The sequence below is a fragment of the Mycobacterium sp. P2_H7 genome, from assembly GCF_056403275.1.
The window spans coordinates 122,982-149,432 of sequence record NZ_JBFUFU010000015.1; the positions used below are offsets into that span (position 1 = coordinate 122,982).

Annotated in this window: 27 protein-coding genes; 13 read left to right on the top strand and 14 right to left on the bottom strand. The window is 65.1% G+C overall.

The features are described from left to right. Positions 1-2 precede the first annotated feature (2 nt). Both AC1DY7_RS23005 and AC1DY7_RS23010 read right to left on the bottom strand, forming a co-directional pair. Complete coding sequence (locus AC1DY7_RS23005) at positions 3-332, bottom strand: hypothetical protein (protein WP_477496032.1); 330 nt, start codon at positions 330-332, stop codon at positions 3-5. After that, positions 325-1,662 (bottom strand): aromatic ring-hydroxylating oxygenase subunit alpha, encoded by a 1,338-nt coding sequence (locus AC1DY7_RS23010; RefSeq protein WP_477496033.1) that lies wholly within the window; start codon positions 1,660-1,662, stop codon positions 325-327. The genes AC1DY7_RS23005 and AC1DY7_RS23010 overlap by 8 nt, the downstream gene beginning before the upstream one ends. 306 nt (positions 1,663-1,968) lie before the next feature. Between AC1DY7_RS23010 and AC1DY7_RS23015 the strand changes: the two genes are divergently transcribed. From AC1DY7_RS23015 to AC1DY7_RS23055, 9 genes are all read left to right on the top strand, one after another. Then, entirely contained in the window at positions 1,969-3,264 is a 1,296-nt protein-coding gene (locus AC1DY7_RS23015) for an amidohydrolase family protein (protein WP_477496034.1), read from the top strand. A gap of 87 nt (positions 3,265-3,351) precedes the next feature. Further along, a complete protein-coding gene (locus tag AC1DY7_RS23020; RefSeq protein WP_477496097.1) occupies positions 3,352-4,518 on the top strand; it encodes an acyl-CoA dehydrogenase family protein in 1,167 nt (388 codons plus the stop codon). Positions 4,519-4,616: 98 nt separating this feature from the next. Then, positions 4,617-5,375, top strand: coding sequence for an SDR family NAD(P)-dependent oxidoreductase (locus AC1DY7_RS23025; RefSeq protein ID WP_477496035.1), 759 nt, complete (start codon positions 4,617-4,619; stop codon positions 5,373-5,375). Between the two features lie 4 nt (positions 5,376-5,379). Continuing rightward, positions 5,380-6,585 (top strand): CaiB/BaiF CoA transferase family protein, encoded by a 1,206-nt coding sequence (locus tag AC1DY7_RS23030; protein ID WP_477496036.1) that lies wholly within the window; start codon positions 5,380-5,382, stop codon positions 6,583-6,585. A gap of 31 nt (positions 6,586-6,616) precedes the next feature. Continuing rightward, positions 6,617-7,411 carry an enoyl-CoA hydratase/isomerase family protein gene (locus AC1DY7_RS23035; protein ID WP_477496037.1) on the top strand — a complete coding sequence of 265 codons (795 nt, stop codon included), beginning with the start codon at positions 6,617-6,619 and terminating at the stop codon, positions 7,409-7,411. Then, positions 7,411-8,556, top strand: a complete 1,146-nt coding sequence (locus AC1DY7_RS23040; RefSeq protein ID WP_477496038.1) for a thiolase family protein — start codon at positions 7,411-7,413, stop codon at positions 8,554-8,556. The genes AC1DY7_RS23035 and AC1DY7_RS23040 overlap by 1 nt, the downstream gene beginning before the upstream one ends. Before the next feature lie 15 nt (positions 8,557-8,571). After that, on the top strand, positions 8,572-9,720 hold the full coding sequence (locus AC1DY7_RS23045) for an acyl-CoA dehydrogenase family protein (protein ID WP_477496039.1): 1,149 nt from the start codon (positions 8,572-8,574) through the stop codon (positions 9,718-9,720). Positions 9,721-9,780: 60 nt separating this feature from the next. After that, positions 9,781-10,527 carry an alpha/beta fold hydrolase gene (locus tag AC1DY7_RS23050; protein WP_477496040.1) on the top strand — a complete coding sequence of 249 codons (747 nt, stop codon included), beginning with the start codon at positions 9,781-9,783 and terminating at the stop codon, positions 10,525-10,527. 348 nt (positions 10,528-10,875) lie between these two features. Further along, on the top strand, positions 10,876-11,133 hold the full coding sequence (locus AC1DY7_RS23055) for a DUF3349 domain-containing protein (RefSeq protein ID WP_477496098.1): 258 nt from the start codon (positions 10,876-10,878) through the stop codon (positions 11,131-11,133). Positions 11,134-11,916: 783 nt separating this feature from the next. Here the strand turns inward: AC1DY7_RS23055 and AC1DY7_RS23060 are convergent. The 3 genes from AC1DY7_RS23060 to AC1DY7_RS23070 are packed head-to-tail and all read right to left on the bottom strand — an operon-like array spanning position 11,917 to position 15,636. After that, positions 11,917-13,617 (bottom strand): nitric oxide reductase activation protein NorD, encoded by a 1,701-nt coding sequence (locus AC1DY7_RS23060; RefSeq protein WP_477496041.1) that lies wholly within the window; start codon positions 13,615-13,617, stop codon positions 11,917-11,919. Then, positions 13,614-14,441 (bottom strand): AAA family ATPase, encoded by an 828-nt coding sequence (locus AC1DY7_RS23065; protein WP_477496099.1) that lies wholly within the window; start codon positions 14,439-14,441, stop codon positions 13,614-13,616. The genes AC1DY7_RS23060 and AC1DY7_RS23065 overlap by 4 nt, the downstream gene beginning before the upstream one ends. Positions 14,442-14,469: 28 nt before the next feature. Continuing rightward, complete coding sequence (locus AC1DY7_RS23070; RefSeq protein ID WP_477496042.1) at positions 14,470-15,636, bottom strand: spirocyclase AveC family protein; 1,167 nt, start codon at positions 15,634-15,636, stop codon at positions 14,470-14,472. 136 nt (positions 15,637-15,772) lie between these two features. Between AC1DY7_RS23070 and AC1DY7_RS23075 the strand changes: the two genes are divergently transcribed. After that, positions 15,773-16,384 carry a TetR/AcrR family transcriptional regulator gene (locus AC1DY7_RS23075; protein WP_477496043.1) on the top strand — a complete coding sequence of 204 codons (612 nt, stop codon included), beginning with the start codon at positions 15,773-15,775 and terminating at the stop codon, positions 16,382-16,384. A 10-nt stretch (positions 16,385-16,394) separates the two neighbouring features. Here the strand turns inward: AC1DY7_RS23075 and AC1DY7_RS23080 are convergent, their stop codons facing one another. The 5 genes from AC1DY7_RS23080 to AC1DY7_RS23100 are packed head-to-tail and all read right to left on the bottom strand — an operon-like array spanning position 16,395 to position 20,479. Continuing rightward, positions 16,395-17,594, bottom strand: a complete 1,200-nt coding sequence (locus tag AC1DY7_RS23080) for a cytochrome P450 (RefSeq protein WP_477496044.1) — start codon at positions 17,592-17,594, stop codon at positions 16,395-16,397. Beyond that, a complete protein-coding gene (locus AC1DY7_RS23085) occupies positions 17,591-18,118 on the bottom strand; it encodes a hypothetical protein (protein WP_477496045.1) in 528 nt (175 codons plus the stop codon). The genes AC1DY7_RS23080 and AC1DY7_RS23085 overlap by 4 nt, the downstream gene beginning before the upstream one ends. Beyond that, on the bottom strand, positions 18,115-18,702 hold the full coding sequence (locus tag AC1DY7_RS23090; protein WP_477496100.1) for a carboxymuconolactone decarboxylase family protein: 588 nt from the start codon (positions 18,700-18,702) through the stop codon (positions 18,115-18,117). The genes AC1DY7_RS23085 and AC1DY7_RS23090 overlap by 4 nt, the downstream gene beginning before the upstream one ends. Next, positions 18,702-19,124, bottom strand: a complete 423-nt coding sequence (locus tag AC1DY7_RS23095) for a hypothetical protein (protein WP_477496046.1) — start codon at positions 19,122-19,124, stop codon at positions 18,702-18,704. The genes AC1DY7_RS23090 and AC1DY7_RS23095 overlap by 1 nt, the downstream gene beginning before the upstream one ends. Then, positions 19,121-20,479: an aromatic ring-hydroxylating oxygenase subunit alpha gene (locus AC1DY7_RS23100; protein WP_477496047.1), complete on the bottom strand. Its 1,359-nt coding sequence runs from the start codon at positions 20,477-20,479 to the stop codon at positions 19,121-19,123. The genes AC1DY7_RS23095 and AC1DY7_RS23100 overlap by 4 nt, the downstream gene beginning before the upstream one ends. 114 nt (positions 20,480-20,593) lie before the next feature. Here AC1DY7_RS23100 and AC1DY7_RS23105 point away from each other — a divergent pair, with 114 nt between their 5' ends. From AC1DY7_RS23105 to AC1DY7_RS23115, 3 genes are all read left to right on the top strand, one after another. Further along, complete coding sequence (locus AC1DY7_RS23105) at positions 20,594-21,199, top strand: TetR/AcrR family transcriptional regulator (RefSeq protein ID WP_477496048.1); 606 nt, start codon at positions 20,594-20,596, stop codon at positions 21,197-21,199. A 77-nt stretch (positions 21,200-21,276) separates the two neighbouring features. Then, positions 21,277-21,729: a MarR family winged helix-turn-helix transcriptional regulator gene (locus AC1DY7_RS23110; protein WP_477496049.1), complete on the top strand. Its 453-nt coding sequence runs from the start codon at positions 21,277-21,279 to the stop codon at positions 21,727-21,729. 56 nt (positions 21,730-21,785) lie between these two features. Beyond that, complete coding sequence (locus AC1DY7_RS23115) at positions 21,786-23,240, top strand: aldehyde dehydrogenase (protein WP_477496050.1); 1,455 nt, start codon at positions 21,786-21,788, stop codon at positions 23,238-23,240. On the opposite strand, the gene AC1DY7_RS23120 is transcribed toward AC1DY7_RS23115, so the two are convergent. Genes AC1DY7_RS23120 through AC1DY7_RS23135 form a run of 4 tightly spaced genes read right to left on the bottom strand, consistent with a single transcriptional unit; the run spans position 23,241 to position 26,451 of the window. Further along, entirely contained in the window at positions 23,241-24,086 is an 846-nt protein-coding gene (locus AC1DY7_RS23120; RefSeq protein WP_477496051.1) for a TauD/TfdA dioxygenase family protein, read from the bottom strand. A gap of 26 nt (positions 24,087-24,112) precedes the next feature. Beyond that, entirely contained in the window at positions 24,113-24,448 is a 336-nt protein-coding gene (locus AC1DY7_RS23125) for a hypothetical protein (RefSeq protein WP_477496052.1), read from the bottom strand. Continuing rightward, positions 24,445-25,698, bottom strand: a complete 1,254-nt coding sequence (locus AC1DY7_RS23130) for an aromatic ring-hydroxylating oxygenase subunit alpha (RefSeq protein WP_477496053.1) — start codon at positions 25,696-25,698, stop codon at positions 24,445-24,447. The genes AC1DY7_RS23125 and AC1DY7_RS23130 overlap by 4 nt, the downstream gene beginning before the upstream one ends. A gap of 9 nt (positions 25,699-25,707) precedes the next feature. Next, positions 25,708-26,451 carry an SDR family NAD(P)-dependent oxidoreductase gene (locus tag AC1DY7_RS23135; RefSeq protein WP_477496054.1) on the bottom strand — a complete coding sequence of 248 codons (744 nt, stop codon included), beginning with the start codon at positions 26,449-26,451 and terminating at the stop codon, positions 25,708-25,710.

Below are 26,451 nucleotides of genomic sequence, written 5' to 3' on the forward strand. Positions count from 1 at the left end.
GACTAAACCACCGGCTCCTTGATCAGGTTGATATAGGCCGCGCCGCTGTCGAGCACGCGCGGTTGCTTCCACACCTCGATCGGGAAGCTCACCATGACGATCGACTGTCCCAGGTGGACCAGCGCCTTGGCGTCTTCGGGCATCGACGCGAGCGGGAAGCGTGCGTCGACGTAGACCATGATGTCTTCGAGGCGGGCCATGCCGGCGTCGTAGAGCTCCTGCATCTGGTCCATCGTGGAGGCGAGACGCTTCTGGTAGCGGTCCTCCTCGCTGGGCAGGCACCAATCGCTGAACCGCTCCAGATCGGCGAATTCCTCAGGCAGCTTAGACATTCACCTGCTCCTTTCCGGACGCCTTGGCGTCGCTGGCGTGCTTGCCATTGGTGTTGCCGGCCAGCGATTCCTTGTACCTGTCAACGTACTGGTGCGCCGTCATGTGCAGGTGACGAAGCAGGATCTCCTGATCGCACAAGGGGAACTCGGTGACCGCACGGGTGCCGATCTGCGTCTGGGTGGCCTCCAGGGTGTTCGCGTCCTGGAACGCGTACTCCTTGAACGTCACGGCGGCGAGCTCCTGGGAGAGGCGCTCGCGCAGGTTCTTCGGCGGCACGAAGTACAGGTCGGCCTCGAAGATGTGGCTGTCCACGCCGGTCGGCCAGTAGTTGTACGTCAGGTACCAGCCCGGCGCCCAGAACAACAGCGTCCAGTTGGGGAAGAACTCGAAAGAGTCGGTGCCCCAGGTCTTGTGGCGGCCCGGGTTGATGGCCGGCGGCAGCTCGTCGGGCAGGATGCCGGCGATGTCGGGTCGGTCCCACGGACCGAACAACCCGCTGTGCAGGATCTGCTCGATCGGCTTGACCATGTTGATGTCCTTCGGCGGGGACATGCCGCCCCACGACGACACCATCGAGTGATCACCCTTGATGTCGTAGGCCAGCGCTTCGAAGCCGAAGTTGGCCAACTTCTCGGCCTCGGCCTTCTCTGCCTGCTTCATGTGCAGGATCGGTGCGTGGTAAAACTCGGTGAACGCGTCGATGAACAGCTTCCAGTTGGCCTTGACCTCAGAGCGGTAGCTGTAGTGCTCGGTCATCTCGTGGAAGGGGTAGCCCTTCAGGCCCTCGCCGAACTCTCCGAGGAAGTCGACCAGCGGCTCGGCGTCGTCGTCGAAGTTGACGAAGATGAAGCCTTCCCAGACCTCGCAGCGCACCGACTTGAGCGGGTAGTCGGCCTTGTCGACGTCGAAGAACTCGTTTTCCTGCTGGATGAAGGTCAGGTCACCCTTGAGGTCGTAGCGCCAGGCGTGGTACTTGCAGACGAACTGCCGGCAGCTTCCGGACACCTCTTCGTTCGGGTAGTCGTTCCACACCAGCTTGTTGCCGCGGTGGCGGCACAGGTTGTAGAAGGCGCGGATCTCGTCGCCGTCGTTGACGATGATGATCGACACGCCGGGGCCCACGGACGGCAGCTCGCGGGTGACGTAGCGGCCCTTCTTCGGGATGAGCTCGATGCGGCCCATGTGCAGCCAGGTCTTGCGGAAGATGGCCTGCTGTTCGAGCTTCCAGTGTTCCGGGTCGACCGAGTCCTCGTAGTTGACCGGTGCCGTGCCGAGTTCCGGCCAGTTCTCGGTCCAGCTACCGGCGGCTGGTTTGGGGAAAAACGCCACGGTGTTACCTCTCCTGTTTGGTGCGACGGTTCGAGTGCCAGGCCGCCCCACGGTGGATTTGGCCTCGTCTTCTCCGCTACGAGAATCATATTCTCATATTCGACTAACAGATTTCCACTCTTTGGCCGTAAGGTCAATGCCAACGTCAGTGGCCGCCCTCCCTCCGCAACGCGGCGACGGACGAAAAAGCGCGGTCAGGGCCACCGAAGATCGTTTCGGACGTTGATTCTCGTACCGTGAGAAGTTAGTTTGCATTGAGGGAGAACCAAGCCCCGCGAGCGTGACGGATCGGCGAAAGGGACATCTATGCATCAAGACGACATGATTCTCATCAGCGTTGACGACCACATCATCGAACCGCCCGACATGTTCAAGAACCACCTGCCGGCCAAGTACGTGGACGAGGCGCCCCGGCTGGTCCACAACCCGGACGGGTCAGACACCTGGCAGTTCCGTGACACCGTCATCCCCAACGTCGCACTCAATGCCGTCGCCGGCCGCCCCAAAGAGGAGTACGGCCTGGAGCCCACCGGGCTCGATGAGATCCGCAAGGGCTGCTATGACGCGGCCGAGCGGGTCAAGGACATGAACGCCGGTGGTGTGCTCGCGACGATGAACTTCCCGTCGTTCCCGGGGTTCGCGGCGCGGCTGTTCGCCACCGAAGACGCCGAGTTCTCGCTGGCGCTGGTGCAGGCCTACAACGACTGGCATATCGATGACTGGTGCGCCTCGCATCCGGGCCGGTTCATCCCGATGGCCATCCCGGCGATCTGGGATCCGGTGCTGTGCGCTCAGGAGGTGCGCCGGGTTTCGAAGAAGGGCGTGCACTCGCTGACCTTCACCGAGAACCCGTCGGCCCTGGGCTACCCCAGCTTTCACGACCTGGAGTACTGGAAGCCGCTGTGGGATGCGCTGGTGGACACCGAGACCGTGATGAACGTGCACATCGGCTCCTCGGGCCGGCTGGCCATCACCGCCCCGGACGCGCCGATGGACGTCATGATCACCCTGCAGCCGATGAACATCGTGCAGGCCGCCGCCGACCTGTTGTGGTCCGCGCCGATCAAGGCCTACCCGGATCTCAAGATCGCCCTCAGCGAGGGTGGCACCGGCTGGATCCCCTACTTCCTGGACCGGGTGGACCGCACCTACGAAATGCACTCCACCTGGACGCATCAGGACTTCGGCGACAAGCTGCCCTCGGAGGTGTTCCGCGAGCACTTCATGACGTGCTTCATCTCCGATCCGGTCGGGGTGAAGAACCGCCACATGATCGGCGTCGACAACATCTGCTGGGAGATGGACTACCCGCACTCGGACTCGATGTGGCCCGGCGCCCCCGAGGAACTGTCCGCGGTGTTCGACACCTACGACGTGCCCGACGACGAGATCAACAAGATCACCCACGAGAACGCCATGCGGCTGTATCACTTCGAGCCGTTCACCCACATCCCGCGCGAGCAGGCCACCGTCGGCGCGCTGCGCAAACAGGCTGTGGGTCACGATATTTCGATCCAGGCGACCGCGCACGACAAGCGCGGTGGCTCCAGCGTCGCCGACTTCACCGCCAACGCGCGTGCGGTGTCCGGCGTCAAAGACTAGACCGAGAGCGTGATCGGCGGACGGTGCAGGGACACCTGCACCGTTTCCGTCGCGTGCCCAGACTGAGGAGGAACCGTGTCCGAGGGAATGAACTTCGAGCTGACCGAGGATCAACAGCTGATCCGAAAGTCGGTGGCGGAACTGTCATCCAGGTTCGACGACCACTACTGGATGGAAAAGGACCAGGCACACGAGTTCCCGACCGAGTTCTATGACGCCATCGCTGCGGGCGGCTGGCTGGGGATGACGATCCCCGAGGAGTACGGCGGGCACGGCCTGGGCATCACCGAGGCGACCATCCTGGCCGAGGAAGTGGCCCGCTCCGGCGGCGGGATGAACGCCGCCAGCTCCATCCACATGTCCATCTTCGGCATGCAGCCGGTGGTGGTGTTCGGCTCCGAGGAGATGAAGAAGGCGACGCTGCCGCGGATCGTCAACGGCGACCTGCACGTCTGCTTCGGTGTCACCGAACCCGGTGCCGGGCTGGACACTTCGCGTATCACCACGTTCGCGAAGCGGGACGGCGATCACTACGTCGTCAACGGGCGCAAGGTGTGGATCTCCAAGGCCCTGGAGTCCGAGAAGATCCTGCTGCTCACCCGCACCACCCCGCGCGACGAAGCCGCCAAGCCGACCGACGGTCTCACGCTCTTCCTCACCGACATCGACCGCGATCACGTCGACATCCGGCCGATCAAGAAGATGGGCCGCAACGCCGTCAGCTCCAACGAGGTGTTCATCGACGATCTGCGGATCCCGGTGGAAGACCGTATCGGCGAAGAGGGCAAGGGTTTCTCCTACATCCTGCACGGGCTCAACCCGGAACGGATGCTGATCGCCGCCGAGGCGCTGGGCATCGGCCGGGTGTCGCTGGACCGGGCGGTGAAGTACGCCAACGAGCGGGTGGTGTTCGACCGGCCGATCGGCAAGAACCAGGGCATCCAGTTCCCGCTGGCGGACTCGCTGGCCCGTCTAGACGCCGCAGAACTGATCCTGCGCAAGGCCACCTGGCTCTACGACAACGGCCAGTCCTGCGGCCGCGAAGCCAACATGGCCAAGTACCTGTGCGCGGATGCCGGCTTCGACGCCGCGGACCGGGCCCTGCAGACTCATGGCGGGATGGGCTACTCCGAGGAGTACAACATCTCCAGGTTCTTCCGGGAGTCCCGCCTGATGAAGATCGCGCCGGTGAGCCAGGAGATGATCCTGAACTTCCTGAGCGCCAACGTGTTGGGTTTGCCCAAGAGCTACTGACATCCGCCGCTCGCGAGATTGCCGTTATGGCGTCGCGCACTCGCACATCGGCGCCGTAACAACAATCTCGCGGAACCGCGGAGAGGAATGCCACTGTCATGAGGACCTATTTCGACCTGAGCGGCCGCTCGGCGCTGGTGACCGGTGCGGGCGCGGGGATCGGCGCCGGGGTGTCCGAGGCGCTGGCCGCCGCGGGCGCGGTAGTGCTGGTGACCGACATCAGCGGGGACGCGGCAGCCGCGGTCGCGGAGCGGATCAACGCCGCGGGCGGGAAAGCCGACAGTGCCGCACTGGACGTCGGCGATCGCGACGCGGCGGAGGCCGCGGCGGCGAAGGCTGCCGGCCTGACCGGCGGCAGTCTGCACATCGTGGTCAACAACGCCGGCGTCACGGCGCCCGCGATGTTCGGGAAGATGACCGAGGAAGCGTTCCGGCTGACCTTCGAGATCCACACGATGGGCACATTCCGTGTCACGCAGGCCGCACTGCCGCACATCCCGACCGACGGGACCGGGCGCGTCATCAACGTGACCTCGTCGGCGGGGATCACCGGCACCCTGGGCCAGGTCAACTACTCGGCGGCCAAGGCCGGCATCATCGGCATGACCAAATCGCTGGCCCGCGAACTAGCCACGAAGAACATCATGGTCAACGCGCTGGCCCCACTGGCGGCCACCCCGATGACCGAGACCATCCGCACCAACGAGAAGTTCGCGGCCAACATGATGAACCGCATCCCGCTCAAGCGCTGGGCCGACGCCGAAGAGGTGGCGGGCGCGTTCGTGTTCCTGGCCTCCGACGCCGCCTCCTACATCACCGGGCAGGTGCTGCCGGTCGACGGCGGCATGGTTATGTGACACCGTGACTGCTCCACTTGCCGGTATCACCGTCATCGCGATGGAACAAGCCGTGTCCGCGCCGATGTGCACCCGGGTGCTGGCCGATTTCGGCGCCCGGGTGATCAAGATCGAGAACCCCAAGGGCGGCGATTTCGCCCGCGACTACGACGACGTCGTGCTCGGCCAGGCCGCACACTTCGTGTGGGCGAACCGCGGCAAGGAATCGGTGACGCTGAACCTGAAGTCACCCGCGGGGATGGACGTGCTGCACCGGTTGCTGGAGGGGGCGGACGCGTTCGTCTCCAACCTGGCACCCGGGGCCACCGCACGACTGGGTCTTTCCCCGGCGGACCTGAAAGCCCGCCATCCACAGGTCATTCCGCTGGAGATCGACGGCTACGGGCCGGGCGGTCCGTTGTCCGAGAAGCGCGCCTACGACCTGTTGGTACAGGCGGAGTCCGGTTCGTGTGCGGCCACCGGGTACGCGGGCATGCCGGCCAAACCCGGAGCTGCGGTCGCCGACATCACCACCGGTCTGTACTCGGCACTGTCCATCATGGCGCTGCTGCTGGGCCGGGCCCGCCACGGTGACACCGGGGCGGCGCCGTCGGTGGCTGTGAGCCTTTTCGACACCATGACCGACATCATGGGTTACCAGCTGACCTACACCCAGCACTCCGGTATCGACCAGACGCCGCTGGGCATGAGCTCACCGGCGGTCGCGCCGTACGGCTCGTTCCCGACACGTGACGGGCAGACGGTGGTGCTGGGCACCACCAACGACCGGGAGTGGCAGCGGCTGGCGCGCGAGATCATCGAACGCCAGGACCTGGCCGACGACCCGAAGTTCTCCACCAACTCCGATCGCTGCGCGCACCGCGACGAACTCAACGCCGCCATCGAAAGCTGGTGCGCCCAGCATGATCTGGCGGACATTCAGCAGATCGCGGACAAGGCCGGGATCGGCAACTCCCGCTACAACCTGCCCAGCGAGGTCATCGCCCACCCGCACCTGCAGGCGCGGGACCGCTGGCGCGAGGTCGGCACCCCCAACGGCAAGATCGACGCGCTGCTGCCGCCGCCGGTGATCAGCGGCTTCGAGATGGGCATGGGTGCGGTGCCCGGACTGGGCGAGCACACCGACGCGGTGCTCGGTGAACTCGGCTTCTCCGCCGACGAGGTGGCCTCGCTGCGCACCGAGGGCGCGATCGGTCCGGAGTACGGATGAGGGCGAGCGAGAAGCCGGAGGCGGATCGCGCATGAGCGACGTGTTGCTGACCGAGGACGTCGACGGCGTGCGGACCCTGACCCTGAACCGGCCGGACCGTAAGAACGCCATCAACCCCGAACTGTGGCAGGCCCTGGCCGAGGCGCTGCGCGCCGTCGACACCGATGACTCGGTGCGCGCCGTGGTGCTGACGGGTGCCGGTGGGGCGTTCTGCTCCGGGGCCGACATCGGCACCGGCGAGGTCATCCACCCGCGGCGCAAACTGCAGCGGCTCACCGATGTCGCACTGGCCCTGCACAACCTGACCGTGCCCACCATCGCGAAGGTCACCGGGGTCGCCGTGGGCGCGGGCTGGAACCTGGCGCTGGGCTGTGATTTCGTGGTGGCCACCCCGGATTCGCGGTTCTGTCAGATCTTTTCCAAGCGCGGCCTGTCGGTCGACCTCGGTGGGTCGTGGCTGCTGCCGAAACTCGTTGGGCTGCAACAAGCCAAACGACTGGTGATGCTGGCCGACATGATCTCGGCCGACGAGGCGCACGGACTCGGCCTGGTCACCTGGGTGCAGGCGGCCACCGAGATCGACGCGTTCGTCGGTGAATTGGCGGGCCGGCTGGCCGGGGGACCGCCGTTCGCGCTGGCCCAGAGCAAGGCCCTGCTCAACGACGGTGCCGCCGTGAGCTTCGCGCAGGCGCTGGCCAACGAAGCGCGGGCCCAGCCGGGCAACTTCGCCACCACAGACTCGGGCGAGGCTTACGCGGCGTTCGCCGCCAAGCGTGACCCGTCATTCACCGGAACGTGGGCCGTCGCGCCCGTTAAGGAGAAGTAATGCGTGAAACCGTGATCGTCGGGGCCGTGCGGACCCCGGTGGGCAAGCGCAACGGCGGACTGTCCGACCAGCACGCGGCGGATCTGTCCGCGGTGGTGCTCAAGGAACTCGTCGAGCGCACGGGCGTCGACCCCGAGGTCATCGACGACGTGGTGTGGGGCTGCGTGTCCCAGGTGGGCGATCAGTCCAGCAATATCGGGCGTTACTCGGTGCTGGCGGCCGGCTGGCCCGAGCACATCCCGGGAACGACGATCAACCGCGCCTGCGGATCCAGCCAGCAGGCACTGGATTTCGCCGTGCAGGCGGTCATGTCGGGCCAGCAGGACATCGTGGTCGCCGGCGGCGTCGAGGTGATGAGCCGGGTACCGCTGGGGTCGGCGCGCCAGTCCGGGCAGCCCTACGGACCCAAAGCGCTTGCCCGCTATGACGGTTTCTCGTTCAACCAGGGCCTCTCGGCCGAACTGATCTGCCAGAAATGGGACCTGTCGCGCACCCGCTGCGATGAGTATTCGGCACAGTCGCACGAGCGGGCCGCCGCCGCGCAGGATGCCCACGCATTCACCGACCAGATCGTCCCGGTGTTCACCGAAGGTGACGTGGTCGCCACCGACGAGGGCATCCGGCGCGGAACCACCGTAGAGAAGCTGGCCGGGCTCAAGCCCGCGTTCACCGACGACGGTGTCATCCACGCGGGCAACTCCTCCCAGATCTCCGACGGTGCGGCCGCACTGATGGTGATGACGGCCGACCATGCGCTGCAGCTGGGTTTGACCCCGCTGGTGCACTACCGCGCGGGTGCCGTCATCGGCGCCGACCCGGTGCTGATGCTCACCGGGCCGATCCCCGCGACCGAGAAGGTGTTGCGCAAGGCGGGTGTCGGCCTCGACGAGGTCGGCGTGTTCGAGGTCAACGAAGCCTTCGCGCCGGTGCCGCTGGCCTGGCTCGCCGAGACGGGCGCCGATGAGGCCAAGCTCAACCCGCTGGGCGGGGCCATCGCGCTGGGCCATCCGCTCGGTGCGTCCGGTGCGGTGCTGATGACCCGGATGATCCATCACATGCGCGACAACGGAATTCGTTACGGGCTGCAGACCATGTGTGAGGGCGGCGGCACCGCCAACGCCACCCTGGTCGAGTACGTCTTCTAGTCGAAAGGGCAACACGTGCAACGTAATCTGTTCACCGAGGACCACGAGGCATTCCGCCAGCTCGCCCGCGACTTCGTCGAGAAGGAGGTCGTGCCTGCCTATCCCGAATGGGAGAAGGGTGGCCGGATGCCCCGTGCGGTGTTCGCGAAGATGGGCGCCCTGGGCATGCTCGGCATGGCCATCGACGAGGAGTACGGCGGCGGCGGCGTGCCCGACTACCGGTACAACGTGGTGCTGCAGGAAGAGGCGGCGCGCGCGCTGGTCACCCTGTCCACGGTGCGCACCCAGCTGGAAGTGATCCTGCCGTACTTCCTGCACTACGCCAATGAAGAACAGCGCAAGCGGTGGTTCCCCGGACTGGCCGACGGCACGCTGCTGACCGCCGTCGCGATGACCGAACCCGGCACCGGATCAGACCTTGCGGGCATGCGGTCCACCGCGGTGCGTGATGGCGACGAGTGGATTCTCAACGGCGCCAAGACCTTCATCACCGGCGGCATGCAGGCCGACCTGGTCATCGTCGTCGCCCGCACGTCCACCGACCCGGACAACCGGCGCCGCGGCCTGACCCTGTTCGTGGTGGAGGACGGCATGCCCGGCTTCACCCGGGGCCGCGAGCTGGAGAAGATGGGCTGCAAGGTGCAGGACACCGCCGAACTGTCCTTCGTCGACGTCCGGGTGCCCGCGGCCAACGTGCTCGGCGAGGTCGACGAAGCCTTCGGCTACCTCGGCCACAACCTGCCGCAGGAGCGGCTCACGGTGGCGGTCGGTTCGGTGGCCCAGGCGCGGTCGGCGATCGCGGCGGCCATCGCTTACACCAAGGACCGCAAGGCGTTCGGCACGCCGGTGGCTTCGTTCCAGAACACCAAGTTCGAGCTCGCCGCCTGTTCGGCCGAGGTCGAAGCCGCCCAGTGCATGCTGGACCACGCGGTGGCCCTGCACACCGACGGCGAGCTGTCGGCGCCGGATGCGGCGCGGGTGAAGCTGTTCTGCACGGAGATGCAGGCCCGGGTGATCGATCGGTGCCTGCAGCTGTTCGGTGGCTACGGCTACATGATGGAGTACCCCATCGCCCGGCTGTACACCGATGCGCGGGTGGCCCGGATCTACGCCGGCACCAGCGAGGTGATGAAGGTGATCATCGCCAAGGACCTCGGCCTGTAGCAGTTTTTTTCGTATCGCCGGCTCGCTACGCCACCCGTGTTTCCATGCGAATATAGTTTCATGGCAATAGTTTTCGTCCACGGCAATCCTGAGACGGAAGCGGTGTGGGGCCCGCTGGTGCGGGCGCTGGGCCGCGACGACGTCGTGCGGCTCTCGCCTCCCGGATTCGGCGCACCGTTGGCAGACGATTTCGCGGCGACTTCTTCCGATTACCGTGAATGGCTGGCGGATGAGCTGGAGAGGATCGAAGGGCCGATAGATCTTGTCGGTCACGATTGGGGCGGTTGCCATGTCCTCAACGTCGTCATGGCGCGTCCCGAGCTCGTGCGAAGCTGGGTCACCGACGTCATCGGACTGTTCGATCCGGACTACGTGTGGCACGACATGGCGCAGTTGTTCCAGACCCCCGATGTCGGCGAGCAGCTCGTCGACGGTATGGCGATGGCTTCGGTAGCGGAGCGGGCGCAGCAGTTGGCCGCTTTCGGCGTTCCTGAGTCCATGGCGACGGCCTTCGCCGAGGCACAAGGTCCTGAGATGGGTCGAGCGATCCTGGCGCTGTATCGCTCAGCACGCCAACCCGCGATGGAGCAGGCCGGCCGCCAGTTGGCCACGGCGGCGACCAGGCCCGGTCTGTCGCTCCAGCCGACCGAGGATCCCTTCGTAGGTACCGAAGCGATCCGGCGGCGAGCCGCCGCCGCGGCAGGTGCTCGCACCGAGGTGCTGGACGGCCTCGGCCATTGGTGGATGGTCGAGGATCCCATTCGCGCCGCGGCAGCCTTGACACGGTTCTGGGCGTCCGTCGGCTAGGTGCAACGACGCGGCCGAGTCCACGGCGACGGTGCACGTGAGGACTGCAGACGCTTCTGGGCGACCGATGGAAAATCGCCTTCGGCAATGTGAACCCTCGCGGCTTCTTTCGGTTGCTGATTCAGAAGTGCGGGATCGATGTGATGTATTGAGGGCAGAGCGGAAACTTCACCGGTGATTCCAAATTGCCATGGATGCTTGATATTTCAGTCGGCAGGCCTCACCTCCCTGTAAAGGCTGGTCTATCCTGGAACTTGGCCGGTCCGTCGAAGGACGCCTGGAGACTGTGCACGCGAAAGGTAATGGCTGATGTCGCAGTCGGATACCGTGAAACGAATGGTGGACTCCATGCGAGTTGCCGCCACCGGTGGGAGCGGATACAAGGTGGCAGACCTACTGTCAATATTGGGGCCACGCTTGTCTTTTGAGCAAGAGGTGGACGTGGCCCGTCGAGTGGCCGGGCGCGGAAGCGTACCTATTGAAGCGATCGACATCGAGTTTGCGATAGCGGAGATCACCGGCGCACTGCCGTCAGTGGGAGATGTTGACCGCGTCCGACACTCACTTGTTGCGGGCGGTTGGCCGGTCGCTGCACGTCAACGATGACTGTGTAGCGCAGGATTGGTAGGTAAGCATGGATAGCGTTCTCGCCGTGACGATCTCTTACGCCTGTGGATGGTTACGGTCCACCTACAGCTCCTGGGCGTAGCTGCTTTCTTTGGCGCCGGAAAGATCGTCTGGTGTGTCTGGCGTTTGTCTCGGCTGGGATGACTGCGCTTGAAAAGTGTTCCACTTGTAGGTAGGCCGTGCGCGCGGCGTCGGGAACGTCTGCCGCGTCTAGTGCCAGCGACTTGAATCTGGCTGCTGCGCTGCTCATTCGATGCTCAGTTCCATGAAGCTGTCCGAAACGAGGTGTCGGGTCGGAGGGCAGGTTGTCGTTCTTGCCGAAGACGCTGAACTCGGTTGCGGTGTTCAGTGCTCGGCACATTTGACGTCGCGCGTCGGTAGTGGTCAATGATGCGTCGAGTACGAGAGCGACCGCGTAGGGCCGTTCGGATAACGATGGCAGCGTTGGCGCCGTCGGTGTATTGGCGCCCAGAATGCGTAAAACAGTGTCTTCTCCTGGGGATGAGGTCATGAGCACCGCGGTGACTGCCCATCCCGCGTAGGCACGATCGACAATCCAACCCCCCGCATGGACAGCCATGTCGGCAGCCGAGGTGGCGAAGATCAGTAGCTCGAAATTGGTCGTGAATTGGCTGGCGTGCGGCTCGGTCGGGGCACACTCGAGCCTCGATTGTCGAGGCTCAAATGATGTCGGAGTGCTGGCCAGTGCTGTGTGGATCACGTCGCCTACCTGACCAACAGTGTTCGGCACGGTGGATGCGCTCACCGTGATCTGGGTGCGGCGAGTTCGCGTAGCGATGTCATGAACAATTCGTCCATGCGCGGGCTCAGTTCCGCCAGAGTTGGCGCGTCGGCACATCCTGCCGAGCCGAACACGCGCAGCAGGGCCTCGGTGGTGGTGGAAGATCCGATCGAAAGGCACAGGCACGCAACGCCATCGGAGCGGAGCTCCTCGAGGGCCTTATGTGCGTCGGCCTCGGCGTAGCGGCCTTCATAGCCGTCGTCGTAGGGGTACCCGTCGGACAGCACCACCAGCAACCGGTTCGGGGTACCGGCGTCCTTCTTGAGGATCTCACCGGCGCCGCGGATACCTGCACCGAGGCGCGTATACCCTGACGGCTGAAGTTGGTTGAGGTTGGTCCTGCCGACGGCACCGAAACGCTGCCCGAACGTCTTGATCGACATCAGGTGCACGGCATGCCGTCCCTGAGAACGGAATCCGTACACGGCGACACGATCGCCGAGTTCCTCCAGTGTCGCGGCCATGGTAGCGGCGGCCCGGCGCTGATGATCGTGTACGGCCAGTCCATCGGCGTCAGCGTCTGTCGCCGACCCGGAGGCGTCCACCAAGATCAGCACGCCCAGATTGCGGGCGATCTTTCGATGTTCCAGGTACACGTTCTCGGGTGGAGAGAAACCCGACTGCAGGTCTACGAACATGTCGATCAGAGCCTCGACATCGATCTCGTCACCGTCCGGACGTCCCCGAAGTACTTTGGGGCCGAGTCCGACCCGTGAAAGTCTGCGCCTGAGGACGTCGTCGCGGTGCACCGCGGTGGCGCTGACGTTTGCGTCGGCTTTGATCGGGAAATCGATGACCCGGCACCAGTCGGGGCGATATTTCTGCTCGTGCACATCCCATTCCGGGTGCAGCGTGCCATTGATCCCCAGCGCGACGCCGGGTTGACGATCATTGGTGAACCTGATGGGTGTGGGGATGGGACGGGCGTTGGGACCGGCTTGCTGTACCTGGCGCATCGAGCGCACCTGCATCTCGGTGCCCGGTGAGCCGTCACTGGATGATTTCGAGCTGCCGAATGTCTTGCGGAAGTAGTCCGAGATGTTCTTGGAGCTGAAGAGCGGGCTTTCGAACAGCTTGAGAATCTTGCTCTCGCCATCGGTTTCGGAATCGTCGTCTTCGTCGGTCTCCGGCAATTCCAGGGGATCGAACTTCAGCTGTAGATCTCTGTCGCCTGCCGCCGCGCCGGGCCCTGCCGCCGATGCTGTGAGCCGGGCGGGCTTGATGACGCCGAACCAGCCCGGTGGATCGTCGACTTTCGCTCGGCTCCTGGCGATATCCAGGGAATGCCGGGGATCCGTGCTGATCGGTACGCGGCCGGAATCCAGTTGGGAGACCAGGTCGGCAGCCAGCGGGAGCCGATTTGCCAGGTCACGGAGCGCGCGGTGGCCTTCCAGCGCCAGGTAGCGTCGGGCGATCACCGGGCGTGCCCGCAGGGCCTTCGCCCATTGACCGTCGAGGCTACCGGCGCCCAGTAGGGCACTTTGCAACAGGATCTGGCGTCGTTGGTCGACGGTCTCGTCCGACCCGGCGACGAAGATCGCCTGCCCGTTGGTGTAGGCTGGCTCACCCGCCGGCAACTCGGCGATGTCGACTGCCCTGCCGGTGACGAAACTGGCGAGTAGCCGGAACCGCTCGGCGCCGCTGGGGTCGGGAGCGCTCACGTTGCGGGCAGCACCGCGTCGGCGAGCTCGCCGAGTGCCCGCGCGATATCGCGATCGTCGGTCAGGGCTTGCACGATCGCCGAGTGCACGGCGCTACGCAGGCTCAGCCCTTCGGCGACAAGACCGCCGGCGAGAATGAGCATCCGGGTGGACGATGCCTCGCGCAAAGGTGATCCGTCGATGTTGCGGATGGCATTGCCCAACGTGACCAGTGCACGCGCTGTCGCGGCGTCGACCCCGGCTTCGTGGGCGACGACGTCGATTTCGACTTCCGGCGGCGGAAAATCGAGCTCGATGGCGACAAAGCGCTGCCGGGTCGACTCTTTGATGTTCTTCAGCACGCTCTGGTAGCCCGGGTTGTATGAGATCACCAGCTGAAATCCCGGGGCGGCGGGCAGCGTCACACCGAGGCGATCGATGGGAAGTTCTCGTCGATGATCGGCCAAGGGGTGTATGACGACGGTGGTGTCCTGACGGGCTTCGACGATCTCGTCGAGATAGCAGATAGCGCCTTCGCGCACTGCCCGGGTCAACGGGCCATCCACCCAGACCGTTTCACCGCCCTTGAGCAGGAAGCGGCCCACCAGATCGGCCGATGTGAGGTCTTCGTGGCCGGCGACGGTGATGAGGTCCCGGCCGAGTTCGCTGGCCATCGTCTCGACGAATCGGGTCTTGCCGCACCCGGTGGGGCCTTTCAACAGAACGGGCAGGCCGCGCCGGGCGGCCGCGCGGAAGACCGTGACTTCCTCACCCACCGGCCGGTAGAACGGTGCCCGGGTGGCTGGCTGGTCAACGCTCGGGTGCCCATTGTGGGCTGCCTCGATGGTGCCGCCAGTCGATTGGTTGCTCAATTCACTTGCCTCGTTCCAGGGGGACCATCGTCGGAAGGGTGACGCCGTCGGGCAGAACCAGCTGACCGTCGTGATTGATGTAGCCGGAGTTGTGTAGCGGTACCGGCAGGGATGGATCGGGGCACGGTCGGTCGGTGTCCTCGCCGCAGATCCCCATCAGGAAGTAGGACCGCTTCAAGACATCGTCGGGCCAGGGATCCTGGTGGAAGGCGAACCACTGCGCGGGCAGGTTGTAGAGCACGAAGAAGAATGCGCTGCACGCGGCGAAGATCGCCAGGAACCGGGTGAGCTGCTGAACGGCGAATCCGCCACGCACACTGTCGAGTCCACGTTCGACGAAGGTGCGGCCACGGTCATCGGTGAAGTAGCGCAGGCAGCAGAGGCCTGCCTGGACACCGCCCCACATGAGCCCTTCGTAGATCGGCCACTGGTAATAGGTGCCGGCGTTGATCGACAGGGCCTGGATGGCCCCGGGATAGGTGAACAACCCCATCGGCATGAGGAACAATCCTTCGATTACCAGGTCGAAGAAGAACGTCCAGGCGATGACGATGGCGATCAGGCCAAGTGTGTTGATGTTGGGCCAGCGCTGCTTGGCTTTGCGCATGATCCAGCAGCCGAGCATCGTGCACAGCAGGACGAAGGAGTATCCGGGGGCGTTCATCAGGAACGGCTCGGCCATCATGGCCCCCGGCTTCCCGAAGGACATCCAGCCCGGGATGTCCTGGACCCAGGAGCCGCGGTTCCACATCCAGGTGTTGTAGGTGCTCCAGGTGTTGAAGTAGTTCAGCAGCGGATCCTGGAAGAACAGCAGACCACACGCGGCAAAGAGCATGCCGTCCAGAGTGATTCGTCGTTCTCGTCGCCAGGGTCTGATGATGAAGTACCAGATCGCGAGCGGGTAGCCGACGATGATGACGGCCGTCCAGGTGAACAGGATCGCCTTCATGAACGTCGGAGGATCGCTGGCCCCGGCCGGTACGCGCTCGAAGTTGGGGCCGCTGATCCAGCGGATCCACACGTACAGCTGAAAGGCCAGGATCAAGCCGCCGACCGTCGCCCAGATCTTGATGGCTTTGGGCGACTTCTGCGGCTGCGTGCCCAGAGTTGCCGCGCCAGGCAATGATTCGGTACGAGCTCCGGGTTTTTTGTTCGACAGGTCGGTCATTGCACTGTCCCCTTCAGGTGTATGCCGCCGTGGGTTCTGCGACCACAGAGTCCGGTCGTACTCCCACGCCGTAAACATACCAGCTGGTATCTGTCGAACCAATAGGAATGTAAAATTCTATGGCAGAATCACCGGCATGGTGGAGCGGTGGACCCGAGAGCGGCGACAGGAACGCACACGTGCGCTCCTTCTGGATGCCGCCGAGGAGGTTTTTGCCGAGCGCGGCTTCATGGCGGCCTCCCTCGATGACATCGCGCGGACGGCTGGCTACACCAAAGGTGCTATATATCAGCACTTTTCGACCAAGGAAGAGTTGTTCTTGGCCGTCACCGATCGGTACTGGCGCCGGTACTTCGAGAACTTCGCGGAGATCACGTCCGCGGCGACGAAGATCGGTGCTCACGAGTTGGATGAGATCGCCGAGCGTTGGCGCCAACTCAGCCGGACCCGAGGCGCCGAGCATGCCGCGCTCGGTCACGAGTTCACCCTCTACCTGATCAGGAATCCCGAAGCACGAAAGGCCGTGGCGACGAAGAGGTCTGAAGTTGTGGCCGACTTCGAGAAATTCATCGTCATGGGCCTCGATCAGCTGGGCGCAACACTGACGATCCCCGCCGCGGTCTTTGCCCAGATGCTCATCGCCACCACGGACGCGGTGGCGTTGGGCAGCGAGCTCGATGATGTCGACCTTTTCCGGCCCGCATTGGAGATGTACATGTCGGCCATCAAGATGCCGGACTCTGACTGAACCAGCTGCGTCAGCTCAGGTTGGCGGGCATCGAATCCCATCCGCGCACCGTCGAGGACGACGAGAATACTGCGGCGTCCATATCGACTTCCCAGTCGGGGAACCGATTGAGGATCTCGTCCAGTGCGATGCGCCCTTCGATGCGTGCCAGCGCGTTCCCGAGGCAGTAGTGTGCGCCGACTCCGAAGCTCAGGTGCTGGCGTACGGGACGTGCGATATCGAAAGCCTCGGCGTCCGAGCCGAATCGTGCCTCGTCACGGTTGGCCGCTCCGACGAGTGCGATCAGTGCGCTACCCTCGGGCACGACTTGACCGTGGAATTCGACATCGCGCTTCACGTACCGCGCAATTTGCAGTGCCGGCGGTTCATATCGGAGGATCTCCTCGATTGCGCCGGGCAGCATGGCTCGATCGGCATGCAAGGCCCGTCGCTGGTCGGGATGCTCGGAGAGCAGTTTGCCGGTCCAACTGATCAGTCGTGTCGTGGTTTCGGCGCCGGCGACGGCCACCAATGTCATGAACATCAGAAGTTCGTCGCGGTGTAGCTTCCTGCTGACGCCGGTTTCGTCGGCGAACTCGGCGTTGATCAGCTCGGTGGTGAGGTCGTCGGCGGGATTTCGGGCACGCCAGTCGACGAACTCCGCAAATATCTGGCCATCGGTCAGAGCGCCGTCCGGGTTGTCGGTCATCTGTGTTCCGCGTTCGGTGCGCACGAAACGGTCGCCGTCTTCTTGGACTCGATGCTGAAAGTCTTCGGGGATGCCGAACAGCATGCCGACCACTCGTAGGGGCATGATCGCGCCGAGTTGGGTGACGAAATCGAACCGGTCGCCGCCGGTGAGAGGATCGAGGCAGCGCGCGGTGAACTCGCGAATGAGAGGTTCCAGCGCGTTGATCTTGCGGGGGGTGAAGGCCCGGGACAGCAGGTTGCGGTGGATGTCGTGGATCGGCGGATCCTCGAACACCAAGAGACCGGATGGGATCTCCATGCCCGATTTGATGATCTCCAGGACTGCGCCGCGTGCGGAGCTGAACGCCGCGTGATCGACCAGCGCGCGGTTGACGTCGTCGAAGCGGCTGACCGCGTAGAAGTCGTGAGTCTCGTTGTAATACAACGGTGCTTCGTCGCGGAAGCGTTTGAACATCGGGTACGGGTCGGCGTTGAGCGCGGCGTCCCAGGGGTCGTAGTAGATCCGCTCCGTGGTGGTCATGCGAACGTCAGCCCGTGCTTGGCGAAATGCTTGCCCAGGGCTTGCATGTATTCGTCGGTGTAGAACGGCCCGCGGGCGCCGATGGCCAATTCCAGGAACGGGCCGTACTCCTCGTCGTTGACGTAGGTGGACCAGTGCGTGATCTCGGCGTCGTCATTGGTGTCGACGAAGCTGATCGAATAGAACCCCATCACCTTGCCGGTGGTCTGCGAGGTGCCCTGCCACCGGTAGCGCATGACGAAGCCGTTCTCGGCGGGCCAGACCTTGAAGTCGACCGGTTTCCAGTCCGGGAACTCGATCCCGTAGGCTTTCGCTTCGATGGTGGCCGCAGTATCCCAATGGGTCGCAACATCTTTGAGGACCAGCTCCTGGTCGGCGACGAAGTAGGGCGACGTGTAGACCGCATCCTCGGTGAACACCCACTCGTCGTAGGTCTCGCCCTCCTGCACCTTCTGCAGGACGTACTTGTCGCGGTAGCTCTCGGCCATCCGGCGGTGTTTGGCGATCCGGTCTTCCAGCTTCATCCGTGTTCTCCTTCGGTGGGCAGTGCTGCACTGCCGGGTTGTGGCTGTAATCCCCAGGTGCTGAACGCCATTGCGGTCAAGGTGTAGGTACCGACGATGAAGATCAGCTCCATGGCGGCATGTTCGCCGAGCGCATCCACCAGGGCCTCCCAGGTGGACCAGTCCGCGCGCCCGTCGGCGACCAATTGGTCGGTCGCGTCCAGGGCCAGTCGGTCGGTGCCGTCGAAGCCGTCGTTGCCTTGGGCGAGTGCGGCGACGTCGTCGTCGGTGATGCCGACCGCGGCGCCCAACCGGACGTGCTGGCCCCATTCGAAGGCCGACCGGTGCCGGTGCGCCACCCGCAGGATGACGAGCTCGCGCAGGCGGCCGGGCAGTTCGCCGCGCTGCAGGAGATATCCGTTGAATCGCAGGAACATCCGCGCCATCTCGGGGTGATGGGCCAGCATGCCGATGATGTCGAAGTTCAGCGGGTCCAGGGCCTCCCCGGATCCGGCGCGGGGCACCTTGTCGGCGGGCAGGTTCAGCAGGGCACCGAATGCCGCGTACTCCGGCTCACCCCACTGGTCGGCGCGCAGCGGCGGCATCACGAGGGCAGCGCCATCTGCAGGTACAGATCGAGGCGGCGAATCCGGTCGTCGGCGCCGAACTCATAGACCGAGAGTGAATTCACCACGCTGCGGAAGTCGCCGACCACGCTGCGTTCCTCGAGCTCCAGGAACACCAGGCCGGCGTGCTCGGTGATGCGCTTGAAGCTGCACTCCCATTCCGAGGTGGTGGCCCAGCCGGTGAGGAACGCGAGGTAGGCGTCCCAATCCATCTCTTCCTTGAAGGGGCCGACCCGGAAGAAGTTGTCGGTGTCGACGAGTTCGGCCAGTGGTGACCAGCTTTCGGCGGTGAACCCGGGCTGTTTGGCCTTGGTCACCAGCTCTCCGGTGGTCTGGGCGTACTGCAGGACGGTGCGTGTTCGCCCGGTGTGCTGGCCTACGATCTCGGTCAGCCCGGTCATCCGACCGCCGCCAGGTAGCGGTCGATCACGGAGTGGTAGTGGGCGATGACGACCTCCTCGTTGACCAGTGCCATGTGGTCCAGCCGGGCGTTGCGCAACCCGCGCTGCTGGCGTGGCATCTGTTCGTAATCCTGTTGCAGCGCTTCGAAGTACTTGAAGCTGCCTGGTTCGGTGACGTCGACGAGATCGGCGGAGAACGCCGCGCGATGTTCCTCGGGCAGCCACATGAAGCTGGTGATGTGCCAGACGCACCGGTTGGGGTCGCCGTCGGGGTGCGGCGTGGACATGATGATGGTCGCCTCGCCCGCCCGGATGGTCATGAAGAAGTTGGGGAACAGGACCCAGCCGTGGTTGTCGCTCATCTGCTCGTCGGTCAGGCCGGACACGTCCAGTCCGTCGTTGGTCAGTGCGTCGCGGGTGGCCTGCTGCAGCAGTGTGCGTCCGGTCACGCCCTCGGGGAAGGTCAGTGTTCCGTCCGAGCTTCGTTGTGCATCAACGAGTTCGGTGAACCGAGGAAGTACGCGCACGACACCGGGGAAGGTCTCCGGCAGTTCCATGATGCCTTCGACCTGTTTCTCCGGTCCCATACCGTCGACGTGGGCGACCTCGAACGGGGCGACGGCAACGCTGTGTTTGTCGAGGAACCGGTACTTGGTCTTGGTGGGGTCGATGACGATGACGCGCAGCAGCTGCGGGTGGATGCCGGAGATGTGGTAGCCCTCCTCGAAGGCGTCCATCACCACTTTCCAATTGCAGTCCAACGGCTCTCGCACGTTGAGCACCGTCGTCATCTCGTCGAGGTGGTAGGGCTCGAGCATCCGGATGACGTCCGGACCGAGGAACTCGCGCAGCGGTGCCGCGTCGGGGTCCGGGTTGAGGAAGATGAACCCGGCGAAGGTGTCCACCGGCACCTGGAGCAAACCGTATGCGTCCTTGTCGATCTCGGGTTTCGAGCAGCCGCGCAGGTTGCCCTCCAGGTCGTAGGACCACAGGTGGTACTGGCAGACGATGCGCTGACGCGTGTTACCGGTTCCGCTGAACAGGGCATTGCCGCGGTGCCGGCAGGCGTTCACGAAACCTCGGAGCTGACCGTCCTTGCCGAGCATGACCACGTAGGACTGGTCGAAGATCCGGTACTCCTTGAAGTCTCCGGGCTTCTGCAGTTCGTCGACGCGTCCCACGATCTGCCAGACCCGCGTCCAGATGGCGTGGCGCTCGCGGTCGACGAACTCGGGGGAGGTGTAGCGCTCGGTGGGGATGTGCATGGGGAACAGGGCGCTGGCGGCATCGGGGGTGATGCCTTCGGCGTCAACCCATTCACCGGGCCGGGCGGACTGTGTGGAGTCGATGGACATCAAGGAATCCCTTCCGGGAAGAAGCGTCGGGGCTGTGACGGCAGTCACGACAATACAGCCTTGAATTAAAAAGACAAGACTGTATCTGAATGCGCATTCTGCAAGGATGGGGCAATGGTGGAGCGCTGGACCAGGGAACGACGGATGGAGCAGACCCGCAGCGTGCTGCTCGACGCCGCGGAGAAGATCTTCGCCAATCGCGGGTACGCGGGGTCATTGGAGGACATCGCCGAGGCGGCCGGCTACACCCGCGGCGCCATCTATGCGCAGTTCGGCGGCAAGGACGAGCTGTTCCTGGCCGTCATCGAGCGGCACCGTCAGCGCTTCCTGGACGGTTTCGCCGACGTGATGGAGTCCTATGACCGGTTCGCCGATATCGACGTCAAGGGCTTCGCTGAACGCTGGCGACTACTCAGCGGGGCCGACGCCAAACACGCGGCGGCACTGAACTACGAGTTCACCCTGTTCCTGGTGCGCAACCCGGCGGCCACCGAGCGAGTGGCCGTCCAGCGCCTCGAGACCATCCGCTCTCTCGCCGACTACATCACCAAAGGCGTTGCCAGGCTTGGCGGTACCTTGCGCATCCCGGCCGAATCACTCGCCCGGGTGTTGCTGGCCACCAACGACGGGATCACCCTGGCGAGCCACCTGGACGGCGAGGACCTCTACGACACCTTCCTGCAACTGGTGCTCTCCAGCGTGACGCCACCGCAGGGGTGACCCTCGGCGTGGAGGGGGCGCCGCGATGGTCGCGCATACGCTAACGTCGCAGCACGGCCACAGCCAAGGAGGCAGGTATGGAGCTCACCGACAACATCCTGTGGCTGCTCAAACAGGCCTTCTATTTCTCGCTGACCTCGGTGAACGAGGCGATCAGCCCGCACGGGGTGAGTACCGCGCAGATCGGTGTGCTGCGCCAGCTGGCCAACGAGCCCGGCCTGTCCGGGGCGGAGCTGGCGCGGCGGTTGCTGATCAGCCCGCAAGGTGTGCAATTGGCGCTCACCGCCCTGGAGAAGCGGGGCCTGGTCGAGCGCAAGCAGGACCCGGGGCACGGTCGCATCCTGCAGGCGTACCTCACCGACGAGGGACGCGCGGTGACCGAGGCGGTGTTCCACGACGCGGTGGCCGCTCATGAGGCCGTCTTCGGGGTACTGACGGTCGAGGAGCAGAAGACGTTGTGCGATCTGCTGAGCCGGGTGGTCGAAAAGGGTACGGGGCATGAGCTTCTCGGCGGTCAAGTTCAGGAGTGAAGTACGCCCGCGCTATATTGGCAAGTAGTTGATATTGCGCCGCTCTGGGGGTTTCCGTGGATCAAGACATCGCATCGCTCGTCGGAGCCGACGGCTGGGCGGTGACCCGCGCGGGCGACCCGATCACCGTCATCTCGCCGCACACCGAGCAACCCATCGCCGAGGTGGGTTCGGCGACGGCCGCCGACGTGGACCAGGCGGTGGCGGCGGCGCGGGAGGCCTTCGACCATGGTCCGTGGCCCCGGCTGGCACCGCAGGACCGGATTGCCGCGGTGCGCCGGTTCGCCGAAGCCTATGGCGCGCGGCGAGCGGATATGGCCCAGGTCATCAGTGCCGAGATCGGCGCGCCGATCAGTTTCGCGCAGCGCGCTCAGGTCGGTCTGCCGGCCATGATGATGAACGCCTTCTGCGCTCTGGCCGAATCCTATGTGTGGCAAGAAGATCGGCCCGGTTTCTTCGGTACGGATGTGCGTGTCCGCAAGGAGCCGGTGGGTGTCGTGGCGGCGGTGGTGCCGTGGAACATGCCGCAGTTCCTCACCATCACCAAACTCGTTCCCGCACTGCTGGCAGGGTGCACCGTGCTGATCAAACCCGCGCCCGAGTCCACCCTGGATGCGCTGCTGTTGGCCAGAATTCTGGACGAGTCGGGGTTGCCGCCGGGCGTGGTCAGCGTTGTCCCTGGCGGTGTGGAAGTCGGGGCGCACCTGGTCGGCTCGGCCGGGGTGGACAAGGTGTCGTTCACCGGATCGACCGCGGCTGGGAAGGCCGTCGCCGCCGCCTGCGCCCCCAATCTGACCAAGGTGAGCCTGGAACTGGGTGGCAAGTCGGCAGCGATCGTGCTCGACGATGCGGATCCCGCCGTGGTGGCCGCCGGCGTGCGTTCGGCGAGCCTGTCCAACAGTGGGCAGATCTGTAACGCGTTGACCCGCATCGTGGTTCCGCAGGCCAGGGCGGCGGAGTTCGTCGACGCGCTGGCGGCCGAGATGACGGCGCTGGCCGTCGGCGACCCGGCCGATCCGTCGACTCAGGTCGGACCGCTGGTGAGTGCCCGGCAGCAGCAGCGGGTGCGGGACTACATCACCGTGGGTGAGCAGGAGGGCGCCCGCCTGGTGACGGGCGGCGCACAGTTGCCCGCCGGCGTCGACACCGGCTGGTACGTGCAGCCGACCCTGTTCGCCGACGCGGACAACACGATGCGGATTGCCCGGGAGGAGATCTTCGGCCCCGTGGTGACGGTGATCGCCTACCGCGACGAGGACGACGCCGTGGCCATCGCCAACGATTCCGACTACGGTCTGGCCGGGTCGGTGTGGACTGCGGACACCGAGCGCGGTGTGCAGGTGGCCACCCGGGTGCGGACCGGCACCTTCGGGGTCAACCAGGGGTACACCATGGATCCGTTCGCGCCGTTCGGTGGCGTCAAGGGCAGCGGCTACGGTCGCGAACTCGGCCGCGAAGGCCTGGAGGGCTACCTCGACACCAAGTCGATCGCCGTCGCGGCCGGTCGGTGACTACTGGATCGGCTCGTCGCCGTTGACGGTGGTGCGCAGCATCTCGCGCGGCGAGCTCGGATCGTAGGGCGCGGCGCGGTGCAGTACCCCCTGGTTGTCCCAGATGACGGTGTCGCCGACCGACCACTGATGGCTGTACACCTTCTCGGCGGTGGTGGCGTGGGCGAGCAGTTCCTGCAACAGTTGGCGGCCTTCGTCGAGGTCCATTCCGACGATGTGGTCGGCGGAAGCGCCCAGCACCAAGGACTTTCGCCCGTTGCGATGCGTCCAGACCAGGGGATGCTCGCTCGCCGGGCGCGAACGCCACCGGGCGAGGTCGGCGTCGCTCGGGTCGGGCGTGGTGCGCCGCTGGGAGGCCTCCAGCGAATGGACCACCCGCAGCGACTCGTAGCGCTGCTTCTCTCCCGCGCTCAGTGACTCGTATGCGTCGTAAGCGCTGGCGAATTCGGTCTCGCCGCCCTGGGCGGCCACCTGCACGGCGGACAGTACGGTGGCCTTCTGCGGGCACTCGTCACCGGTCGGTGTGCACCCGTCGATGTGCCAGATGAAGGCGGCCTTGAGGTAGTCGGCCGCCTTGTTCTTGTTCTTGTCCAGCGTGATCGGGTAGATCCCCGACACTGGGTGGTGGCCGTCGGAGGAGCGGTCCACCTCGCCGAGACGCTCGCAGAACGCAACCTGATCCTCCGGGCTCAGCTGCAGACCCCGGAACACCAGGACACCGTTGTCCTCCAAAGCCTCCAGCACCGCGGCGCCCAGGCCGTCGTCGGTGCCCAGTCTCTCGGAGTCGACGTCGCTCACCTCGGCGCCCACCGACGCGGTCAGTTTGTTGATGGTCAAGACACTCATGGTGTTTCCCTCTCGTACAATCGGATTCAGGGCCGGGGTTCGCCGGTGCGGATCATCACCGCGTCGGCGGCGTCCACCGGGGCGGGCTGGTGCATGATCTCCACGGCCATGGCGACCATGATCAGCGAGTACACCAGGTGCAGCAGGTTGGTCGCATCGTCGGGTAGTTCGTCGAGCGGGAACTTGTCGCAGTAGTCGATGGCTTCCTCCACCCGGGGGAAGAAGGCATCGTAGAACTCGTGGAGTTGCGGCATGGTGCTGGCCAGCCGCTGGCTCCAGCGCTCGGTTTCGGTGGGCAGACACCAGGTTTCGGTGAAGGGCTCCAACTCGGCGAACGCGCTCGGCAGGGTCTTGGTGCTCACGCCCGCACCCCCTGCTGATGGTCGGCCACCCAGTCCACGGCCGTCTTGTGCAGATGGCGGACCAGGATCTCCTGGTCGTTGAGCGGGAACTCGTCGATCACGTCGTACTCGAGGGCGGCCTGGGTGCCGCCGAGCATGCCCGCGTCCTGCAGCGCGAATTCCTTGAGCACGACGGCGGCGACCTCGTGCTCGACGCGTTCCCGCACCGTGCGGGCCGGGTGGAAGTAGGTGTAGGCCTCGAAGCGATGGGTGTTGTGCGACGTCGGCCAGTACCGGTAGAGCAGGTACCACCCGCCGTAGATGAGGATCTCGAGGTTGGGGAAGATCTGGAAATTGCTGATGCCCCACGGCTCGATGCCGCCCGGGTTCAGCCCGTCCGGGAGGTCACCGATATCCGGTGTGCGCCAGGGACCCACCAGCCCGCTGCGGGTGGCGCGCTCGATCGGATACATGTATTCGGGTGCCAGCAGCCAGCGGCGCGTGCCCGCGGTGGACACCAGCCGGTGCGGACCGTCCAGCTGAAAGTGGCCGCAGGTGAAGCCGGCGTTGGGGTTTCGCACGGCGTCGGGCACCTGCTGGCTGTGCAGCGACGGCACGTGGTAGTACTCCTGGAAGGCGTCGGCGAAGATCTTCCAGTTGCTGTTGTTGTACGCGACCCAGTCGTAGCGTTCCGTCAGCTTGTCGAACGGGTAGTCGCTCAGTGCGGTGACCATCGGCCCGAGGAAATCGGGCAGAGTCTGCTTGGGTTCGTCGTCGAAGTTGACGAACACGAAGCCGGCCCAGACATCGCAGTGCACCGGGGCCAGTCCGTAGTCGGCGGGGTCGAGACCGGGGAAGGCATCCTGGTTGGGGACGTGGGTCAGCGCGCCGTCGGTGCCGTAGCGCCAGCCGCAGTGTGCGCACACGAATTCCGGGCAGGTTCCGGAGACGTCGGCACCGGGGCCACCGTTGGGCACGAGGACCGTGCCGCGATGGCGGCACTGGTTGTGGAAGGCCCGGACTCGATTGTCCTGTCCGGTGACCAGGATGATGGCCGCGTTCGCGGCCTCGATCCCCTTGGTGATGTAGCTGCCCGGCCCCGGGATCTCCTCCACGCGGCCGACGTTCAGCCAGGCCCGTTTGAAGATTGCTTCCCGCTCCAGCTCATAGAACTCCGGTGAGGTGGAGTCGCGGAACGAAATGGGTCCCGTTCCGAGTTCAGGGTAGTGCGCGGTCCAGGATCCTTCGACCGGCTTCGTCGATTGCGCCATGACTTCCTCCTACATCACCGAGCCGCCGTTGACACCGAGCGTCTGCCCGGTGATGAAACCAGCTTCCTCGGAAGCCAGGAAGCCCACCGCCGCTGCGATATCCGCGCCGGTACCCAAGCGGCCGAGCGGGATGTTGGCCGCGATGGTCTCGTTGGGCGGCAAGTGCCCGGCAGCTTGCGAGGCGTGCTGCATGGGCGTCTCGATGCCGGACGGTGGGATGTTGTTGACGGTGATGCCGTGCGACGCGTACTCGCGGGCAAGCGATTTCGTCAGGGTGAGCAGTGCCCCCTTGGAAGAGGCGTAGTGCGCGGCGAATGGGGTGCCGCGCTGGGCGCTGGACGAGGAGATCATCACGATGCGGCCCCAGCCTGCGGCGACCATGTCGGGTAGGGCCGACTGGCAGCTGTGGAAGGTGCCGGTCAGGTTGACGTCGAGCATCCGCTGCCACGACTGCGGGGTGATGTCGGCGAACGATGCGTACTCGAACAGGCCGGCGCTGGTGACCAACACCGCGACCGGGCCCAGCTCGCTGCGCACCTTGGCCAGCGCATCGTCGACGCCGGGACGGTCGGTGACGTCGGTGCCGATACCGACCGCGGTGACGCCCGCGGATCGCAAATCGTCGGTAACCCGCTGGGCTGCTTCGGCGTTGAGGTCGAGCACGGCGACCTTGTGCCCGCGCCTGCCCAACTCGTGGCAGGTCGCCTCACCCATACCGGAACCACCGCCGGTCACCACCGCCACCCGTGTCAT

Excerpts from the sequence above, each read along its gene's own strand:
- AC1DY7_RS23105 (WP_477496048.1), top strand. The coding sequence starts at position 20,594 with ATGGTGGAGCGCTGGACCAGGGAACGACGGATGGAGCAGACCCGCAGC.
- AC1DY7_RS23070 (WP_477496042.1), bottom strand. The coding sequence starts at position 15,636 with ATGACCGACCTGTCGAACAAAAAACCCGGAGCTCGTACCGAATCATTG.
- AC1DY7_RS23025 (WP_477496035.1), top strand. The coding sequence starts at position 4,617 with ATGAGGACCTATTTCGACCTGAGCGGCCGCTCGGCGCTGGTGACCGGT.
- AC1DY7_RS23090 (WP_477496100.1), bottom strand. The coding sequence starts at position 18,702 with ATGCCGCCGCTGCGCGCCGACCAGTGGGGTGAGCCGGAGTACGCGGCA.
- AC1DY7_RS23095 (WP_477496046.1), bottom strand. The coding sequence starts at position 19,124 with ATGACCGGGCTGACCGAGATCGTAGGCCAGCACACCGGGCGAACACGC.
- AC1DY7_RS23120 (WP_477496051.1), bottom strand. The coding sequence starts at position 24,086 with ATGAGTGTCTTGACCATCAACAAACTGACCGCGTCGGTGGGCGCCGAG.
- AC1DY7_RS23100 (WP_477496047.1), bottom strand. The coding sequence starts at position 20,479 with ATGTCCATCGACTCCACACAGTCCGCCCGGCCCGGTGAATGGGTTGAC.
- AC1DY7_RS23015 (WP_477496034.1), top strand. The coding sequence starts at position 1,969 with ATGCATCAAGACGACATGATTCTCATCAGCGTTGACGACCACATCATC.
- AC1DY7_RS23075 (WP_477496043.1), top strand. The coding sequence starts at position 15,773 with ATGGTGGAGCGGTGGACCCGAGAGCGGCGACAGGAACGCACACGTGCG.
- AC1DY7_RS23110 (WP_477496049.1), top strand. The coding sequence starts at position 21,277 with ATGGAGCTCACCGACAACATCCTGTGGCTGCTCAAACAGGCCTTCTAT.
- AC1DY7_RS23130 (WP_477496053.1), bottom strand. The coding sequence starts at position 25,698 with ATGGCGCAATCGACGAAGCCGGTCGAAGGATCCTGGACCGCGCACTAC.
- AC1DY7_RS23005 (WP_477496032.1), bottom strand. The coding sequence starts at position 332 with ATGTCTAAGCTGCCTGAGGAATTCGCCGATCTGGAGCGGTTCAGCGAT.
- AC1DY7_RS23050 (WP_477496040.1), top strand. The coding sequence starts at position 9,781 with ATGGCAATAGTTTTCGTCCACGGCAATCCTGAGACGGAAGCGGTGTGG.
- AC1DY7_RS23085 (WP_477496045.1), bottom strand. The coding sequence starts at position 18,118 with ATGAAGCTGGAAGACCGGATCGCCAAACACCGCCGGATGGCCGAGAGC.
- AC1DY7_RS23040 (WP_477496038.1), top strand. The coding sequence starts at position 7,411 with ATGCGTGAAACCGTGATCGTCGGGGCCGTGCGGACCCCGGTGGGCAAG.
- AC1DY7_RS23135 (WP_477496054.1), bottom strand. The coding sequence starts at position 26,451 with ATGACACGGGTGGCGGTGGTGACCGGCGGTGGTTCCGGTATGGGTGAG.
- AC1DY7_RS23020 (WP_477496097.1), top strand. The coding sequence starts at position 3,352 with ATGAACTTCGAGCTGACCGAGGATCAACAGCTGATCCGAAAGTCGGTG.
- AC1DY7_RS23055 (WP_477496098.1), top strand. The coding sequence starts at position 10,876 with ATGCGAGTTGCCGCCACCGGTGGGAGCGGATACAAGGTGGCAGACCTA.
- AC1DY7_RS23035 (WP_477496037.1), top strand. The coding sequence starts at position 6,617 with ATGAGCGACGTGTTGCTGACCGAGGACGTCGACGGCGTGCGGACCCTG.
- AC1DY7_RS23080 (WP_477496044.1), bottom strand. The coding sequence starts at position 17,594 with ATGACCACCACGGAGCGGATCTACTACGACCCCTGGGACGCCGCGCTC.